Genomic DNA, 18,071 nt, shown 5'->3' with positions numbered 1-18,071 from the left:
CCGTAGTGGCGCTCGTTTAATTCCCGCCACCCCCGCTTGGCAATTAAACGAGCGCCACTACGGGGCCGTGCAAGGGCTTACCCGCGCGGAGGCGGGCCGCCAATTCGGCCCGGAACAAGTGTTATTATGGCGGCGCACCTTTACCGCCTGCCCTATTCCCCGGGCCGATAACCGCGCCGCGCAAGCCTTGGTTCCGGCGGGCATAACCGCCCCGAATGGAGAATCCCTGCAAATGGCACAAGCGCGCGCGTTGGCTTTTTTCCGGCAGGAAATTTTCCCCGCGTTTGCCCAAGCGGATACGATACTGGTAGCCGCGCACGAAGATTTACTGCGTGCGTTAGCCTGTTATTTTAAGCAACTTCCGCCCGCCGCGGTGGAAACCTTGGTCGTTCCGCCCGCCACGCCGTGGATTATGGAATTAGATGAGAATTTCCACGCGCAAAAAGATTATTTTTTGGGCGACCCCATAAAAATTGCCGCTTTTCTGAAACGCCGCCCGGAATAACAACATAAAAAACCCCGCACCGGGCGGGGTAAAAATTAATGTAATGTATATAAATTTATACTTCCGCCAGCTCCAGTCACTCCGCTTTTGGTGCCGTTTAAGGTTCCGCCCATACTTAAACAAACCTGGTTGGCCGCTTTATCCCCTATTTTTGCCCAACATTCCCGCTGGCCGGCCTTGGTGGCACTAAAATCCTGGTAATGCACATACGCCAAACGGGTTTGTAAATATGCCGCCGGATTATTATCCGCCCACCCGGCATTTATGTCTATGGTAAAATTTTTACAAGTAATAGCCCCACTTCCATCCCCCGGATGGGAAGTACAACCGGATAATTCCGAAATATCCAACGAATCTGTATTATCCACATAGCTCCCGTTAGCCAAATAATAGGCTTCTTCCGCCGCGCGGATGGTGCCCAACACCGCCACCATATTGGAGTAGCGGGATTTTAAGACGGCTACCTCATATTGCGGCAGTGCCACCCCGGCTAAAATGCCGATAATCAGTACCACCACTAACAGCTCAATCAATGTAAAACCGCTATTCTTGCGCATAGTTACGTTTTTCATTAAAAACCTCTCTTTTGATGTTTTTAGTATAAATACATTTTATCAAAAAAATATTCCCTATTAAATAACGGCAGGCAGGGCGTTGCGCCCCGGCTTTTAACAACCGGAAAGCAGGGCAAAATTTTTATCCGCCGCCCGCTCAATACAAAAAGCATTTATTTAGCTGTAAAAATTGATAAAATAGACTTATGAGTATTGATAATTTTCCGCAAATAGATAAGAAGCAACAAGACCGCTGGGAAAAAGCCAACCTTTTTGCCAGCCCCAAAATGCCTAACGGCAAAAAGTTTTATTGTTTAGATATGTTCCCGTATCCGTCGGGCGCGGGGCTACATGTGGGGCACCCGGAAGGGTACACCGCATCCGATATTTTGGTGCGCTTCAAATTAATGAACGGCTACGACGTCCTGCACCCGATGGGTTGGGACGCTTTCGGCTTGCCGGCGGAAAACTACGCCATTGCTACCGGGATTCACCCGCGCGAAACCACGCAAAAAAATATAGCCAACTTCAAACGCCAAATTAAATCTATCGGCCTGGCGTACGATTGGGCGCGCGAAATTGACACCACGGACCCCCACTATTATAAATGGACCCAATGGATTTTCCTGCAACTTTTCAAAAAAGGGTTAGCGTATGAATCCACCGTACCGATAAACTGGTGCCCGTCCTGCAAAACGGGGCTAGCGAACGAGGAAGTATTTAACGGCAAGTGCGAACGCTGCGGGCACGAAATTGAACGCAAGGCCCTGCGCCAGTGGATTTTGCGCATTACCGCGTATGCCGAGCGCTTACTGGAAGATTTGCCCACCTTGGATTGGCCGGAAAGCACGCTGACCATGCAAAAAAACTGGATTGGCAAATCCCAAGGGGCGAACGTCACTTTTAACATAGACGGCACGAACGAAACCATTACCGTTTTTACCACCCGCCCGGATACCCTTTTCGGGGCTACTTATATGGTGGTTTCGCCGGAACACCCGGTATTAAAAACCATTACCACGCCCCAACAAAAAGACGCGGTGGAAAAATATCAGGCCGATTCCGCCAAAAAGAGCGATTTTGAACGCGCCGACCTCAACAAACAAAAAACCGGCGTATTTACCGGGGCGTATGCCGTCAACCCGGTAAACGGTAAAAAAATCCCGGTGTGGACGTCCGACTATGTTCTCATGGGTTATGGCACCGGGGCCATTATGGCCGTGCCCGCCCACGACGAACGCGACTACGCCTTCGCTAAAAAATTCGGTTTGGATATTATTGAAGTGATTAAGAGCGAACAAGGTGTAGAAAAAGAAGCCTTCACCGGCGACGGAGAGCTGGTTAATTCCGGCTTTTTGAACGGCCTGCGGGTGAAAGAATCCAAAGCCGCCATGATTAAATGGTTGGAAGAACACCACTGCGGCAACGCCAAAACCACTTACAAACTGCGCGATTGGGTGTTTGCCCGCCAACGCTATTGGGGCGAGCCTATCCCCATCGTCCACTGCCCCAAATGCGGGGTAGTGCCTCTGCCGGAAGACCAGTTGCCGCTACGCCTGCCGGAAGTAGAAAAATTCGCGCCGTCCGGCACCGGGGAATCCCCGCTGGCCACGGTGGACAGTTGGGTCAACACCACCTGCCCGCACTGCGGCGGCCCGGCCAAGCGCGAAACCAACACCATGCCCCAGTGGGCCGGTTCCTGCTGGTATTATCTGCGCTATATGGACCCGCATAACGAGAACGCTTTAGTAGACCCCGCCATTGAAAAGGCTTACGGCCCGGTGGATTGCTACATCGGCGGCGCGGAACACGCGGTACTCCACTTGTTATACGCGCGGTTCTGGCATAAAGTTTTGTTTGATTTGGGCGTTGTAAGCCACAAAGAGCCGTTCCAAAAATTACGCCACCAAGGTATGATTTTGGCCTATTCCTACCGGGATAAAATGGGCAATTACCACGCTTATAGCGAAATTGACTTCAAAGACGGCAAGGCATTCTTAAAAACCACCGGAGAAGAACTTTCCCCGCTGATTGAAAAAATGTCCAAATCCAAAAAGAATGTCATTAACCCGGACGAAATTTTATCCCAATATGGGGCGGATGCGTTCCGCATGTACGAAATGTTCATGGGGCCGTTTGAAGCCAGCAAACCGTGGGATATGAAAGGCATTGAAGGCATCAGCCGTTTCCTGCGCCGCGTAGCCCAATGGGGCGAAAAAGTGCAGCTGAAAGACGAAGCTGACGAGCGCAAGTTGGAAATCCTCAAAAATAAAACCATTGTTAAAATTAACGAAGATATTGAGAACTTCCGCTTTAATACGGCTATTTCCGGCTTAATGGTGCTGTTTAACGAAGCCGGCAAATTAACGCAAGTAAGCAAAAACACGTTTGAAACTTTCTTAAAACTCCTCCACCCGTTTGCCCCGCATTTAACGGAAGAAATCTGGCAACTGCGCGGGTATGAAGGGTTCCTGGTAAAAAGCGCCTGGCCGCAAGCCAACGCCGCGCTTATGCAGGATGACACCCTGGAATTAGGGGTGCAAATAAACGGCAAAGTGCGTGACCGCATACAAGTACCTGCCAAAGCCACCCGGGAAGAAACCGAAAAATTGGCTTTAGCCAGTGCCAAAGTGCAACGCAATTTGGAAGGGTTTGAAATTAAGAAAATAATTGTAATCCCCGGCCGCATGGTAAGCATTGTGGCCGCACCTAAAAAATAGAGGTTTACTATGAAAAAAACCATTTGCACCCTGCTGGGCGGCCTGTTATTGGCCGCCTGCGCGGGCGAAGGCGTAATTTACAAGCCGCAAGCGCAAATTATGCCCCAGCACATCAAAAAAATTGCCGTACGCCCGGTACTCAACCGCACGGAAGTTTTTACCTTGGAAGACAAGTTTTATATTGAATTGTACGACCAATTCCTGCAAAACGGCTCTTACCAAATTGTGCCGGAAAACAACGGGGCGGAAGGCGTGGTGGTCACCACCATCAGCCGCTACTTAAATGTGCCCATACAGTATGACAGCCAGTTAATCCCCACCGTGTACCGCATGGAAGTATTGCTGGACGTGGTATTTATTGATAAATCCACCAATGCCCCGGTCTGGCGCGAGCCCGCCTTTTTGGGCACGCAAATTTACTCCGCCTCCACCTTGCCCGGCGGCATGACGGAAGTGCAGGCGCGTGATGTAATTTGGAAAAAACTTTCCAAAGATATTATCAAACGCACGGTAGACGGGTTCGGCTCCGTAATGAGCGAAAACAAAAAGAAAGTAATGAATAACCCGGAATATACCACCATTACCCAATAAATTAAAAATGGCAAAAATCACTGCGGAAAAATTATTTACCCAATTAAAAGCCGGTACCGTTTCCCCCGTTTATTTATTGACGGGGGAAGACGTCTACCGTAAAAACCAGGTAATTAATGAATTAATTAAAATCCTCCAGCCGGACGATTTTAATATTTACCGCAGTGAGGCCGACAAGGCCGATTGGAGCGAGGCGCTTACATTAGCCAACACCGCGCCGGTTTTTTCCAATACCCGCATGGTGATTTTAACGGGGATAGAAAAAATCCGCAAAGAGCCTAAAGAAGCGCTCCTGCGCTACTTAAATAATCCGCTCCCTACCACCACGCTGGTACTGACGCATAACGATTCTAAAAAAATAAAGACGGAAAAAAACCTGGCCGGCCTGGCGGCCGACGCCGGTTGCGTGGCGGATTTTGCCGAGCTTAAACGGGACGAATTAAACCTGTGGGCCCGCAATAAAATGCAGGAAAAAGGGCTCCAGCCGGATTTTGACGCGCTGGACGTGTTATGCGAAGCCGTGGGCGGGGAATTGGCCGCCATGGAGCAGGAAATAGAAAAACTCTACCTGTATACACTGGACCGCGCGGATAAAAAAATCACCAAGCAAGATGTGCTGGCGTGCATTGGTTTTTCCAAAGAAGAAAACCCCTTTGAGCTTTCCAACGCCATTACCGCGTGTGACCGCCGCCGCGCCATTATGCTGGTGGATAAACTGGTAGACGACGGCGAAGAACCTGTGGGCATTTTAAGCAAAATGACGTTCCCTATCTTAAAAATGGCGCGGGTAAAACGCCTGGCGGAAGCGGGCCTGCCGCAAAGCGAAATTTTACGCGCGGCGGGGCTGATGTTTTGGGAAAGCCGCCTGGTCAATCAGGCACGCGCTATGCCCACGCAAGCCGCGTTTAAGCGCACGTTGGATAAAATTATAGAAGCGGACTCCGCCTTCAAAACCTCTACCGCAACCGACCCTAAAATTATGCTAAAGGGGATTTTGCTTACTTTATTTAATAAATAAATTTTCCATAACACACCAAAGCCGGAGCTTTACGCTCCGGCTTTTTTATGGTTCACTGTTTTTCCTTGGCGGAGGAAAAGTGCCCCCCGAACTAAAAACGGTAATCCAACCGCAAAGACATAGAAATATAGTTAATAGACGGGTACACGCGGTAGACTTCGTTATGGGCGTTGGTAAGCGTGCGGTGAAATTTATTGTAGTTGTAGCGCGCTTCAAGCGCCAGGGCCCAATACTCGCTGAAGATTTGTTCCACCCCCACCCCGGCATGGGCGGCAAAACCCGTATACTTAAAATGCTCCGCCGGGCTTAAATCCGAACGGCTGTCAATCCGCGCCACGCCCACCGCTAGCGGGAAATACACTTTATAGCGGCTTTGCGGATTGGCATACACGCGCACCAAAAACAAACCGTTTTTAATAAAGGTATCAATGTCTTTTTCCACGCCGCTGGCAATATCGTGGTCAAAATATTCATCTCCTACGGATGCCCCCACCGCCAGCCACGGATTAACAAAATACACCGCCTGCAAATCCCCACCAATGCTGGGAGTGCCGGGTTTGGCGTCATGCGCTACCCCTGTGGTGCGGTTTTCTATATTAAACTCGCCCCAATCCGTCCCCAAACCGGGGGTGGAACTTTTGACCCCCAAACCGAGGGCCACTTCCCCCGCTTTGTGGGTAAAAACAGGCTTTTCAGCCGCGTATGCCGCCAACGGGCATAAAATGAGCAACAATACCATTAACTTGATTTTCATAATTAAAATAATTTTTATAGTTTTTACCTACCGGTAAGTATATTATACTTTATACGGCGCGCGCTCTACAAGTTTTTATATGCCGCGCCCACGGCAGGGCATAGCGTTAATATATAAAAAAACACTCCCTTTCCGGGAGTGTTTTTGGGTTTGCAAAAAACTTATTTGGCGGCCGCGGCTTTGTTGGCGGCTTTAGCCAAGCGGGATTTTTTGCGGGCGGCCGTTTTCCAATGAATTACATTCTTTTTGGCAGCCTTGTCAATGCAAGATTCCGCTTTTTTCAAATCTTCGTTCAGCGTAGCGGCGGCCGTAGCAACGGCGGCTTTTACGGTTTTGGTGGCCACGCGGACCTTTTTAATCAGCCCTTTATTCTGGGAAGTTCTCTTCTCAGCTTGGCGCTGGGCTTTCAAAGCGCTGGTATGTCTACCGGTTTTCAATTTAGCCATTTAGCATTTCCTCTATACAAAAATCTGTTATATATATTGTATTTAATTATAGCCTGCCGGGTCAACTTTTTTTTAGTTGCCTCGGCTTATGCAGAAAACGATACAATATCTTTTGCTTTATTTATTTTAGCAAAAAAATGTGTTTTATGGCTATTTCTTCCTAACATTTTGTCCCGCATGCGTTTATTTTGGGGGAAATGTTAAAATATAAATAATGGATTACAGAATTGAACTTTTGCCCCGCCAGCCCGGCGTTTATATTATGCGTGCCAAAGAAGGCACCATTATTTACATCGGCAAGGCCAAAAACTTGTCGGACCGGGTCAAGCAATATTTTCAGGAATCCAACCTCTATTCACGCGGTTGGAAACTGCCCTGTTTACTGCCGTTAATCGCTAAGATAGACTACATCACCACCGCCAGCGAGCGCGACGCCCTGGTGCTGGAAGAAAAGCTCATCAAGCGCTACCAACCGTTTTTTAACTCCCTGGGCAAAGACGGCAAAAGCTACCCGTATTTGAAACTGACCATGAGTGAAGACTTTCCCCGCGTTTTGCTTACCCGGCGGCACATTCCCGGCAAAGATTTATACTTTGGGCCGTACCCCAAATCCAGCATTGTTAAAAGTTTACTGCGCTTTTTATGGAAAAGCAAATACGCCCCTTTGCGCCCGTGCAAGTGGAGTTTTTCGCGCGAAAAACCGTTAGACGAGCGCAAAATAAACACTTGTATTTATTACCACACCGGCCAATGCCCGGCCCCCTGCGCGGGGAAAATTTCGTACGAACATTACCGCCAACTGGCCGAACGCATGGCGTTATTTTTATCCGGGGATTTTGAAAACATCACCCGCAGTATTACGGCCCTCATGCGCCGCCACGCCCAAAATTTGGAGTATGAACAAGCGGCCGTCTACCGCAATTTTTTAAGTGCCTTAACCCACATGAAAGAGCGCGTTTTGGTGGGACAATTTAACGAACAGCAAATCGTCACCGCCATGGATAATACGGATAAACTAAAACGCTTGGCGCAGGTTATCGGCATGCACAAAATACCCTCCCACATAGAAGCGTTTGATAACTCCCATTTATTCGGGCGTGAAGCGGTGGGCTGTATGGTGTGCTTTATCAACGGAGAAAAAAACCACGAACATTACCGCCGTTTCAAAATACGCTCCAAACTGCCGGAACGCGGCGGCAGTGATTTTACCATGATGGAAGAAAACGTCTTCCGCCGTTTGCGGCAAATCAAGCGGGACCCCGCCCAAACGCCGGACCTTATTTTGTTAGACGGCGGCAAGAGCCAAATTCACGCCGCCATGAACGCCTTTGAACGCGCGGGGTTGTATATCCCGTTTATTGCGCTGGCCGAAACCAACGAGGGCATTTATCTGCCCGGCGCGGCGCAAAGCATTAAACTGCCGCTGGGTGACCCGGCCCTAAACCTTTTAATGGAAATACGCGACGAAGTACACCGCTTTGCCATTACTTACCACCGCAAACTGCGTGATAAGCAAACCCTTTCCGATGGGCCTATGAGCGCCTAGGACTTTTGGCCCTTGCCAAGCAAAGCGGCGCCCTTTATAATAAAAGTATGAAGAACACGCTAACTTTGTTAATAACTGCCCTACTTTGCACCTCTTTCCCCGCCCTTTCCAACGCGCAAGGGTGGAAAGGCGCCGCCAAAAAAGCCGTTTCCAATGCGGAACAAAAAGCGGCCAAAACATTGCCGACCCTTAAAATTGCCACCCAAAACGCGGGTAAAAAAGTTCAGCATGCCCAAATTTCGGAAGCACTGCTCCGGGCCAACCGCCTGTGGAGGGTGCGTAATTTTCAAAATAACCGGGATAAAAATGCGCTCTCCCACTGGGCACTGGCCCAAAGTTTGCGCAAAACATCCCCTATATACCAATCGGCCGTTAAAGATGTTTCGTTCGTGCGTGCCCACGCCGCCAAAGCCGCCCCTTATGTAAAGCGGGATGTTGTACACGTCAATTCCGTTGCTTACAACCGCCTGACCCGTAAAGCCAACCGCATTTTTATTGCCGCCGATATTAACGACGGCACCCGCTGGCAATTAAGCAAATTGATTCAATCCGTACGCAAAAACAATCCGGGTAAAAAATTGGTAGTTGCCAGCCCGTACTTCCCGGAAAGCAACCAGCTGTTTACCGCCGGCTCTTATGCGCGGTTCCAGCAGGAAAACGGCGCGGATATTTTAGTGCAAACGATTTTACAGCAAGGGGAAGCTATTTTAATTCCGCTCAAACAGCAACCGGGCGGTTCCGTACAAAACAACTTGCGCGCGTGGACCGAAATTTTGCAACCCCATTACGAGGCCGCCGCTTTCGGGCGGACAGACGAGGTTTTGATTGTAATTGCCCCCGCCCAATTTATAGAAGGAAACGCCGGCTCCCTGCGTAAAGCGTATATGGCGCCGTCTTTCCTCAACCGGGATACGTCGCTCACGTTTTCTTTCCGCACCAACAGCAAGGTGAATTTGACCGATTATAAATGGGGCATGGTGACCGCCAAAACGAGCTTTAACTTAAAAGCGCCGTACCAAAGCGGCTGGACCCAAAACGCCTTTGTAGAAGAAGTACCGCTGGAAATAGCCGATGCCGTGGGCACCAACTATTTTATCCGCGTGTGCCCGTAAAAAAAGTTTCTCCCGCAACCGCCCTTTGCAAGAGGGCGGTTTTTTATAGGCCCGGCACAGGCGGGGTTTCAAAAACACAAAAAAAACGGAGCGCTGTAAAACGCCCCGCCAATTACTAAAATGTTGTTCATGGTTTCAAAAACCCAAAAAAAACGGAGCGCTGTAAAACGCGCTCCGTGTGGTAAACAAACTTTTTTATTTGAAGTTCCCCGTACCCAGTTTTTGCTGTAAGTACGTTTTCAGGCCGGACGGGTCGCCCGAGTGGCCAATCGCTTCCTGATAGCTGATTTTCTTTTGGATATACAAATCCCCCAAAGCCTGGTTCATGGTAATCATACCCATACCGGCGTTGGTTTGCATGGTGGAAAGGATTTGTTCGGCTTTTCCGTCGCGGATTAAACTGCGCACGGCCGAGTTGGCCAATAACACTTCGCACGCCATGGCGCGGCGGCCGTCCAACGTAGGAATAAGCTGTTGGGACAAAATCGCCTCCAACACAAAGGATAGCTGGGTGCGCACCTGCGGCTGTTGGTTGGCCGGGAACACGTCAATAATACGGTTGACGGACTGCACGGCGTCGTTGGTGTGCAGGGTGGCAAATACCAAGTGCCCGGTTTCGGCCAGGGTCAAGCATGCTTCAATGGTTTCAATATCGCGCAGCTCACCTACCAGAATGACATCCGGGTCCTGACGCAAAAAGTGTTTCAAGGCGGCCTGGAAGGAAAGCGTATCCGAGCCTACTTCGCGCTGGTTTACAATACTGCGCCGGTGCTGGTGTACGAATTCAATCGGGTCTTCTACCGTCATAATATGGTTGCTTTCGTTCATATTCAGGTAGTTAATCATACTGGCCAAAGAGGTAGATTTACCGGACCCCGTACACCCGGTCACCAGTACCAGGCCTTTGTTTAACTTCATAATGTTGTACACCACGGGCGGCAGGTTGAGCTGTTCAAAGGACTTAAATTCATTAGGAATGGAACGCAACGCGGCGGCCACACAACCTTTTTGTTTGTAAATGTTTACACGCAAACGGCCCAAACTTTTTAAGCCGAAGGAAAAGTCCAACTCCAAATGTTCTTCAAATTGTTGGCGTTGTTCGTCCGTCATAATAGAATAAATCAGCGTTTGCGCGCTTTCTTTCGTCAATACTTCAAATTGCGTGGCATACAAGCGCCCCTCAATACGCAGTACAGGCGGCACACCCACCGTCAGGTGAATATCGGAAGCATTTTTGGCTTTCATCAGTTTGAACAAATCGTCCATGATTATCATAATATGACCCTCTTTCGGTTTATTTTATTTTTCCAACCAAGTCCAACGTAATATTATTCAGCGCGCCTGTCAGTTTATTGCGGGCAACATCTACCTGAAAAATATAAACCACAGGTTCAGAGCGCGTTTTGCTTAAACGGTATTTTACAATATATACATTATTATGCAAACGCTCGGCAGACCAAGTTGCGCTGTATCCTTGGGCTAGCTTATCCTTATAAATCCTATCAAAATAATCGGATACTTTGCCATTAAAATTAGGTAAATTGTAATTTTGCACAATTTGGCGCGCCGTATCCACCGGGTTTAATTCCGGCGCGGCAGGCGCGGCAGGTGCGGCAGACTTGGCCTTGGCAGACGGCGCCCCCGGTAAAGACAACGCCTCTTGGGCCGTTGGCACTTCCGGCTGAACGGCGGCATCCGGCATCAGTTCTTCCACCGCCCCGCCCGATTGCGTAAGCGGCTGGGCGGCCGGGGCCGTTTCCGGCTTGGTAGCGGCCGGTTTTAACAGCAGTAAAAAACCACCCGCCAACAATAACAAAACAAGCAACACTCCCGCCCAAAGCACGCCTTTGTTCCGGCGGGCGGGCGGCTCATCCGCCGGCAAAATCTTTTCCGTTAAAAATTGTTCTATTTCCGGCGTTTTTTTAAGTTTGGGTTTCACCCGGTTGACTTGCGGCTCCACCACCGGGGCCACTTGCTTTATCGGCTCCGGCACTTCGGGCGCGGTATTTACCTCCACCGCGCCGGACATAATTTCTTCCACCGGGTCTTGCGCGGCAGGCGCAGGCGTTTGCTCCCCGGCCGGAACTTGCGCGGCTTGGGGACTTTCTTTTTCCGGCTCTTGCGGTTGGGTTTCTTCCGGCGTTTGCGTGGCTTGCGGCGCGCTTTCTTGAGGCGCTTGCGCGGCTTGGGAAGTTTCTTTTTCCGCCTCTGGGGCAGATTGGGGCGCGTTCCCCTCCGGCTCTTGCGCGGTTTGGGAAGTTTGCTCCTCCGCCGTTTCTTGTATATCCAAAATCGGTTTTTCTTGCGGGTAGCGGGTTTGCGCCTCCGGCTCCGCCGTTTCTGCCGGGCCGTTGGCCGGAGCAGGGGTTTCCTCCGCGGGCGTTTCTTTTAATCCGTCCGGGTTTTTTACGGAAAGAGCCAGCGGCTCCCGGGCCACGGACAAGGGGATAGAATCCATTTCTTCCGTTTCCGGCTCCGCTTGCGGCGCGGGTTCCGGCTGGACTTCTTGGGCGGCCTGGAGCGGCGCACCCTCCGCGGCCCCGGTTGTTTCTGTTTGCAGTGCGGGGGCAGGCTCCGCTTGTTCGGCCGGGGAAACAGCACCCTGCGTTTGCGGTTGGGTTTCTTCCGGCAAAACGGTTTCTCCATCCGCCGCCCCGGCAGGCGAAATTTCTTCCGCTTTTTCGGCCGGAGCCTGCGTTTCGGCAGGTTGTTTTTCTTCGGTTAAAGTTTCTTCTTTCTGTGCTTGCGGTTGGGGTTCCTCGGCAGGCGCCTTTTCCGGCACAGATTTTTTATCTGCGGGAATGTGCCCGGCAGGCTCCTGTTCAGCAGGGGTTTGTTTTTCGTCCGGCACGGCCGCTGGGGTGGGCTCCGCTTGCGCGGGTTGCAAATGTTCCCCGGCGGCAGGCTTTTCTTGTGCGGGTTGCGTTTCTGCCCGGAGGGCGGTTTTGTCTTCCCCGGGTTTGGGCTCCTGCTTTTTACGCAGGCGGAATTTCGGTTTTTCTTCGGCCGGGAGCGGCTTTTCCGCCAGCACCACCGGGGCGCCGTTGTCGTTCAGCGGGGCCACCGCGGCCAGGCCGTCGCCGGGGGTTAAATCATCCAAATCTTCTTTGGCGGTAAATTCATCAAAAGGGCCGGACTCTATCTGCACCGGGGTTTGCGTTTGCGGGGGCGGTTCCGTTTGTTTGAACTGCTTTTCAAACGCGCGCGCCAAATTCATATCGGAATTTTCATTCGGGTCCGGGATACCCAAAATATTGCCCAAATCCCCCCCTTGTATATTGTTGAAATAATCTTCAATCGGGCCGGATTTGGCAGGCTCATGGGGCGGAAAGTGGACTTTTTCGGCCGTTTCTCCGGCGGAGAGTTCCGCCTCGGCCAACGGGTTATTTTCACTCAATAAAGAGTCCAATTCTTCGTCAAATACATCTTTTTTTTCAGCCGGTTGCGCGGGCTCCGGCACAGCGGAGGTTTGTTTTTCGTCCGGCTCTGCCGGGGCGGACGAGGCCGCCGGGGCAAAATCTTCGTAAAATTGCGCTTCTTTCCAAAAAGTATCGTCGTCCCCCCGGTCTTCCGGGCATACTAAACTCTGCGGGCCGAACCCCTCCCGCCCGGTCAATTCTTCCGCCGGGAAAGGGCCCACCACATCACCACGCTCAAAAAGCCAGTATTTCATGCCGTTCCTTCCGGGGGAACCCGGGATACTTTTATTTACAAAGCGCCAGCGCCGCGCTTAAGCGCGCGAGGACGGTTTCCTTACCCATGTATTCCAACATTTTGAACAGGGTAGGCCCGTGGGTGCGGCCGGATACAGCCACACGCACCGGGTGGAAAATCTGCCCGGCTTTCATCCCGTTGGCTTTGGCATAAGCGCGGGCGGCGGTTTCCAGGTTGGCCTCGGTAAAGTCCGCCAACTCCCCATACACTTTAATCATGCCTTCCAATACGGTTTTGGCTTCCGGCTTGGAAAATACTTTTTCCAACGCTTCTTGCTCAAATTTAGGCGCTTCAAAGAAAAAGCGGATTAAATCCGGGATTTCCGTAAGCAGTTTATATTTTTCCTGTTCCAGGCCGATAATGCCTTCCAGGCGGGCGCGGTCCGTCTTGGACACGTCAATCCCGGCGTTTTGAATAAACGGCAACGCCAAATCCGTCAACCGCGCAATAGGCGTATGGCGGATGTATTCCCCGTTCATCCAGTTCAGTTTTTCGGGGTCCATAACCGCCGGGCTGGGCTGACAGCCGGCAATATCAAATTTTTCTTCCAATTCCCCGGGGGCAAATAATTGTTGGGAATCCGCCGTCGCCCACCCTAACAAGGCCAGGTAGTTTTTTAAGGCTTCGGGCAAATACCCCATTTTTTGAAATTCCACCACGTTGGTAGCCCCATGGCGTTTGGAAAGTTTTTTGCCGTCCGGCCCGTGAATCATGGACAAGTGGGCAAAAATAGGCTCTTTCCACCCCAACGCGCGGTAAATTTGAATTTGCGCCGGAGTATTGGAAATGTGGTCATCCCCGCGGATAACGTGCGTCATACGCATTAAATGGTCATCCACCACCACGGCAAAGTTATAAGTGGGGTAGCCGCTGGTTTTTTGGATAACCAAATCGTACAAATCTTTGCTGGCAAATTTAACATGCCCGCGAATCATATCGTCCCATTCCACGTCGCCTTCCTGCGGCATACGGAAACGGATAACGTATTTGCGCCCTTGGGCTTCCAGCTCTTTTTGCTGTTCGGGGGTTAAATCCCGGCATTTGCCGCTGTATTTGGGCGGGCGGTGTTCCGCCAAGCATTTTTGGCGGTTGGCTTCCAGTTCTTCTTCCGTGCAATAGCATTTGTAGGCTTTGCCTTCGGCAATCAGCTGGTCAATGTATTTTTTATAAATGCCCTGGTCGGCGCGGATAGCCTGGTAATACGGCGCATCCGGCCCTTTAGAGGTTCCGTCCGGGAACGGGCCCTCGTCCCAATTCAACTGCATCCACTGCATACCTTCAAAAATAGCATCCGTGGAGGCTTGGGTGGAGCGTTCCTCATCCGTATCTTCTATGCGGAGCAAAAATGTGCCTTTGTTCTTTTTGGCGAAAAGGTAATTGAAAAGCGCCGTGCGCACCCCGCCGATATGTAAAAATCCGGTCGGCGAAGGGGCAAATCTTACTCTTACGGTCATAGTTATTGGTATCCTCTAAATATAGAATATAAATATATTATACTTATTATTGAGGAATTTTATTACAATATACTTGTACCCGCGTAAAGCATTTTTTATTTGGCGCGGGATTCGTTTTGTGGCGAGGGGTTATGTTTTCCGTTTTCTTTTGGGTGGCCTGTTTTTTATTATTTTTAATGCAATTTACCGCCGGAGCCTGGCTCCACTATGCGTTCCCGTCCGTTCCGTTCAAATACGCGGCGGTGGGCGTTCCCTTGGTGTTATCCTTACTGGTGCGTTGGGGGATGACTTTTCCGCACCACCATTTCGGCCCGCTTGCCCAAAGTTTATACTATTTTACAAACGTGTGGGTAGGGTTTGCCTTTATTGCGTTTTGCGTATGTATGCTGTTTGCGTTTATCCAATGGATTTTACTGTTTTGGCACGTCCACGCCGGGCGGACGCTGGGCATTTTAAGTGTGGCTTTTACGGTGGCTTTGTGGGGAACGGCCCTGTGGGGCGGGCTTAAAAACCCGGCCGTCAAAACGGTGGACGTGTATGTGGAAGGCGCCCCGCAAATAAAAGTGGCTTTACTGTCGGACAGCCACTTGGGCATGGGCGTATCCGTGGCGCGTTTTGAACGCGCGCTGAACACGTTGCAACAGGAAAAGCCGGATTTGCTGTTAGTGTTGGGGGATGTGTTTGAATACGGCCCGCACCGGGAAAAATACGCCGCCGCCTTAAACCGTTTTCAGGCCCCGCTCGGCAAATACGGGGTACTGGGCAACCACGAATACTACAACGGCTATGAAAACGCCTTGGAATTTTACCGTTTAAGCGGCATTACTTTACTGCAAAACCAAACGGCCCGCCCGGCCGAAGGGCTCACCTTGGCCGGAGTGAACGACATCCGCACCGCGCGGGTGACGGCCCGGCAAGTAAAAGAGTTGCTTTCCCAATGCCCGGAAACGGATGTGCTGTTTTATTTAAGCCACCAACCGCTTTATGAACAAATCGCAGCTGACGCGGGGGCGGGGCTTATGGTTAGCGGGCACACGCACAACGGGCAGATTTTTCCGTTCAATTTTTTAGTCCGCTGGAAATACCCGCATATTTACGGCTTGTATCAGGTAGATTTAATGAATTTATATGTCACTTCCGGCTGGTTTTATTGGGGGATGCCGCTACGCCTGTTTGCCCCGGCCGAAATGGCAGTTTTACGGATAAACGCATGAAAAAATGGCTTTTTTTAACCCTTTTCCTGCTCACCCCGCTATGGGCACAAGCAGAAGTAAAATTTGAAGACTTGAGTTTTGACGAAAAACTCGGGCAGACGTTGGTTTTGTTTGTGGATGTGGACAGCGCCGAACAAAACCGCAAAGCCATAGAATCCGGCAAAATCGGCGGGGTGCTGATTCAGTGGGGCAATTACTCACTCAAACAAACGACCGACCTGGTGACCAAACTGCAAACCTGGGCCGCCCGAAGCCCACACAAAATACCGCTACTTATTTCCATTGACTACGAAGGCGGCACCGTCTACACCCCCATTACGCTGGGTTTTGAATACTTACCGACCAATATGATGTTTTCCGCCACGCAAGACGAAGACGCCGCCGCCACCGCCGCTTATCTGGCCGGGTTGGAACTGCGCCGCGCAGGTGTGCATATCAACTTTTCCCCCGTATTAGATGTAAACAGCAACCCGCATAACCCGATTATCGGGGTGCGCTCGTTCGGCTCGGACCCGGCCAACGTGACCAAAATGGGGGTGGCGTTAATGAACGGCTTTCAAGCGGCAGGCATTATCAGCGTGGTTAAGCACTTCCCGGGGCATGGCAATACCACGGTGGATTCCCACTACCGCGTGCCGGTGGTACACGATTCCAAAGCCGTGATTGAAAAAATCCACCTGGCTCCGTTTGCGGAGGCTATCCGCCAAGGGGTGCCCGGGGTGATGACGGGGCACATTATGTACCCGGCGTTAGATGACCGCAACATCTCCACCTTTTCCCGCCCCATTTTACACGGCCTTTTGCGCGAAAAAATGGGTTTTAAGGGCTTTGTAGTCACCGATAGTTTGGATATGAAAAGCACCACTTTTTTCTGTAAAATACCGGATTGCGCCGTCAAATCGTTAGATGCGGGCGGAGATATGCTGCTACTTGGCCGCTACATTAAGCCGGATACGGTTTTTGCCCGAATGAAAGCTACCCTGCTCAAACGCAAAGATAATACCCGGATGGAAGAAGCCGCCCGCCGCATTTTTGAGCTTAAAAAAGATTTGGGCCTTTTGGACGGCCCGCTCCCGGTACCCGGCCCGACGGACAAAGCCTTTTTGGCCGCGTTGCAGGATGTAAGCGATAAAGCCGTCACCCTGGTACGGGACCGCCGCCGTTTACTGCCGTTTAAGCCCGCCCGGGCAGACGGCAAAAAACCCACCGTGTGCGCCGTATTTTTTGCCCCGGCCCGCTTTGCGGACCAACTGCCCGATTTTGGAAAACCGTTTTTGGAAAACGGCTGGAACGTGCGCACCTACAATGCGGCCCTTACGCCGCGCGCGAAAGATTCCCGCCGCGCCGCCGCCTGTGCCAAAGGGGCCGATTTACTGGTGCTGACCAGTTTACAATGGGCGGACAAAACCAACATCAACCAAAAAAATGCCATTAACGGCCTGATACAGGAAAACCCCAACACGGTGTTTATTTCTACCATGAGCCCATACGACATTCCGAACTACCCGGAAGCGGACGCCGTATTGGCTACTTACGGTATGAGCCGCTATGCGCTCCAATCGGCCGCCAAACTGATTTTGGGCGAAATAAAACCCCACGGGCATTTACCCGTGGAGTTGGAAGAAAAAGCCCTTTTATGATGTAAAGCCTATTTGGCTTGGCGCGCTTTGCGGCGCTCGTTCCAAAATTCAAACACCGCCGGAAGGCAGGAAAGCACAATAATGGCCACTAGCACATAGTGGAAATGCTTTTGCACCATAGGCAAATCCGCAAAAAAGTAGCCACCAAAAACAAACAATGCCACCCACAGGGCCGCGCCCACCACGTTAAAAGAAGCAAAGTGAAAATAAGTCATTTTGCCAATGCCTGCCACAAACGGGGCAAACGTGCGGATAATGGGGATAAACCGCGCCAATATAATGGTTTTACCGCCGTATTTTTCATAAAAAGCGTGTGCTTTATTCAGGTGGTCTATATTTAATAAACGGCTGTTTTTGCGCGTGAACACTTTGGGGCCGAACCACTTTCCGATTTCATAATTGCAAAAATCACCCAGCACCGCGGCTACCCATAAAAGGGGCACCAACACCCATAAATCCAGCGGGCTCCCGGCCGTGGCGGCCAACGCTCCGCACGCAAACAAGAGGGAATCCCCCGGCAAAAACGGAGTGACAACCAGCCCCGTTTCGCAAAACACCACCACAAACAACACCAAATACAACCACCACCCCATCAAGGCGGCCCAAGCGTTTAAGTGGGCGTCCAAATGCAAAAAAACATCTAAAATTTGAGTCAGTATTTCCATAGCATATATTGTACTAAATCAACAAAAAGCGCGGGCCTTATAAAAGGCCCGCGCACGGTAAAAGCATTCTTTTTTTATTTGATGGCTTCCGGTTCGTGTTTATATTTGAAGATAAAGGCAAACAGCACCATTACCACC

General features: G+C 50.9%; 15 protein-coding genes. 8 read left to right on the top strand and 7 right to left on the bottom strand.

All coding sequences use genetic code 11. The annotated features are described in order from the left end of the window. The coding region (locus tag ACQY18_RS04185; protein ID WP_428038967.1) for a 2,3-bisphosphoglycerate-dependent phosphoglycerate mutase at positions 1-505 on the top strand (505 nt) is incomplete at its 5' end. A gap of 35 nt (positions 506-540) precedes the next feature. Here ACQY18_RS04185 and ACQY18_RS04180 read toward each other — a convergent pair. Beyond that, entirely contained in the window at positions 541-1,077 is a 537-nt protein-coding gene (locus ACQY18_RS04180; RefSeq protein ID WP_428038966.1) for a type IV pilin protein, read from the bottom strand. Positions 1,078-1,265: 188 nt separating this feature from the next. On the opposite strand from ACQY18_RS04180, the gene leuS reads away from it, so the two are divergent. From leuS to holA, 3 genes are read left to right on the top strand one after another with little or no spacing between them, the layout of a single operon-like run. Further along, positions 1,266-3,779, top strand: a complete 2,514-nt coding sequence (gene leuS, locus ACQY18_RS04175) for a leucine--tRNA ligase (protein WP_176778256.1) — start codon at positions 1,266-1,268, stop codon at positions 3,777-3,779. A gap of 9 nt (positions 3,780-3,788) precedes the next feature. Next, complete coding sequence (locus ACQY18_RS04170) at positions 3,789-4,370, top strand: LPS assembly lipoprotein LptE (protein WP_176778255.1); 582 nt, start codon at positions 3,789-3,791, stop codon at positions 4,368-4,370. Positions 4,371-4,377: 7 nt separating this feature from the next. Then, positions 4,378-5,388 (top strand): DNA polymerase III subunit delta, encoded by a 1,011-nt coding sequence (gene holA / locus ACQY18_RS04165; RefSeq protein ID WP_428038965.1) that lies wholly within the window; start codon positions 4,378-4,380, stop codon positions 5,386-5,388. Positions 5,389-5,479: 91 nt separating this feature from the next. On the opposite strand, the gene ACQY18_RS04160 is transcribed toward holA, so the two are convergent. Together ACQY18_RS04160 and rpsT are read right to left on the bottom strand one after the other, a co-directional pair. Then, positions 5,480-6,142, bottom strand: a complete 663-nt coding sequence (locus tag ACQY18_RS04160) for an outer membrane beta-barrel protein (RefSeq protein WP_428038964.1) — start codon at positions 6,140-6,142, stop codon at positions 5,480-5,482. A gap of 161 nt (positions 6,143-6,303) precedes the next feature. After that, positions 6,304-6,588, bottom strand: coding sequence for a 30S ribosomal protein S20 (gene rpsT, locus ACQY18_RS04155; protein ID WP_176778252.1), 285 nt, complete (start codon positions 6,586-6,588; stop codon positions 6,304-6,306). A 214-nt stretch (positions 6,589-6,802) separates the two neighbouring features. Here rpsT and ACQY18_RS04150 point away from each other — a divergent pair, with 214 nt between their 5' ends. Continuing rightward, positions 6,803-8,134: a GIY-YIG nuclease family protein gene (locus ACQY18_RS04150; protein ID WP_428038963.1), complete on the top strand. Its 1,332-nt coding sequence runs from the start codon at positions 6,803-6,805 to the stop codon at positions 8,132-8,134. Between the two features lie 47 nt (positions 8,135-8,181). Beyond that, the gene (locus tag ACQY18_RS04145) at positions 8,182-9,246 is read left to right on the top strand and encodes a hypothetical protein (RefSeq protein ID WP_428038962.1); all 1,065 of its coding nucleotides are present in this window, start codon (positions 8,182-8,184) and stop codon (positions 9,244-9,246) included. A gap of 195 nt (positions 9,247-9,441) precedes the next feature. On the opposite strand, the gene ACQY18_RS04140 is transcribed toward ACQY18_RS04145, so the two are convergent. The 3 genes from ACQY18_RS04140 to gltX are packed head-to-tail and all read right to left on the bottom strand — an operon-like array spanning position 9,442 to position 14,414. Further along, the gene (locus ACQY18_RS04140) at positions 9,442-10,521 is read right to left on the bottom strand and encodes a PilT/PilU family type 4a pilus ATPase (RefSeq protein ID WP_176778249.1); all 1,080 of its coding nucleotides are present in this window, start codon (positions 10,519-10,521) and stop codon (positions 9,442-9,444) included. 19 nt (positions 10,522-10,540) lie between these two features. Beyond that, entirely contained in the window at positions 10,541-12,919 is a 2,379-nt protein-coding gene (locus tag ACQY18_RS04135; RefSeq protein ID WP_428038961.1) for a hypothetical protein, read from the bottom strand. Positions 12,920-12,950: 31 nt separating this feature from the next. Then, positions 12,951-14,414 carry a glutamate--tRNA ligase gene (gltX, locus tag ACQY18_RS04130; protein WP_428038960.1) on the bottom strand — a complete coding sequence of 488 codons (1,464 nt, stop codon included), beginning with the start codon at positions 14,412-14,414 and terminating at the stop codon, positions 12,951-12,953. 131 nt (positions 14,415-14,545) lie between these two features. Here gltX and ACQY18_RS04125 point away from each other — a divergent pair, with 131 nt between their 5' ends. Continuing rightward, positions 14,546-15,628, top strand: coding sequence for a metallophosphoesterase (locus ACQY18_RS04125; protein WP_428038959.1), 1,083 nt, complete (start codon positions 14,546-14,548; stop codon positions 15,626-15,628). Then, positions 15,625-17,268, top strand: coding sequence for a glycoside hydrolase family 3 protein (locus ACQY18_RS04120; protein WP_428038958.1), 1,644 nt, complete (start codon positions 15,625-15,627; stop codon positions 17,266-17,268). The genes ACQY18_RS04125 and ACQY18_RS04120 overlap by 4 nt, the downstream gene beginning before the upstream one ends. 8 nt (positions 17,269-17,276) lie before the next feature. On the opposite strand, the gene ACQY18_RS04115 is transcribed toward ACQY18_RS04120, so the two are convergent. Next, positions 17,277-17,933 carry a DedA family protein gene (locus ACQY18_RS04115; RefSeq protein WP_176778244.1) on the bottom strand — a complete coding sequence of 219 codons (657 nt, stop codon included), beginning with the start codon at positions 17,931-17,933 and terminating at the stop codon, positions 17,277-17,279. Positions 17,934-18,071 lie beyond the last annotated feature (138 nt).

It is taken from the genome of Candidatus Avelusimicrobium faecicola (assembly GCA_900540405.1).
GTDB classification, from domain to species: domain Bacteria; phylum Elusimicrobiota; class Elusimicrobia; order Elusimicrobiales; family Elusimicrobiaceae; genus Avelusimicrobium; species Avelusimicrobium faecicola.
Note: the sequence above shows the minus strand (reverse complement) of the source record. Positions and strands in the feature narration are given on the sequence as shown.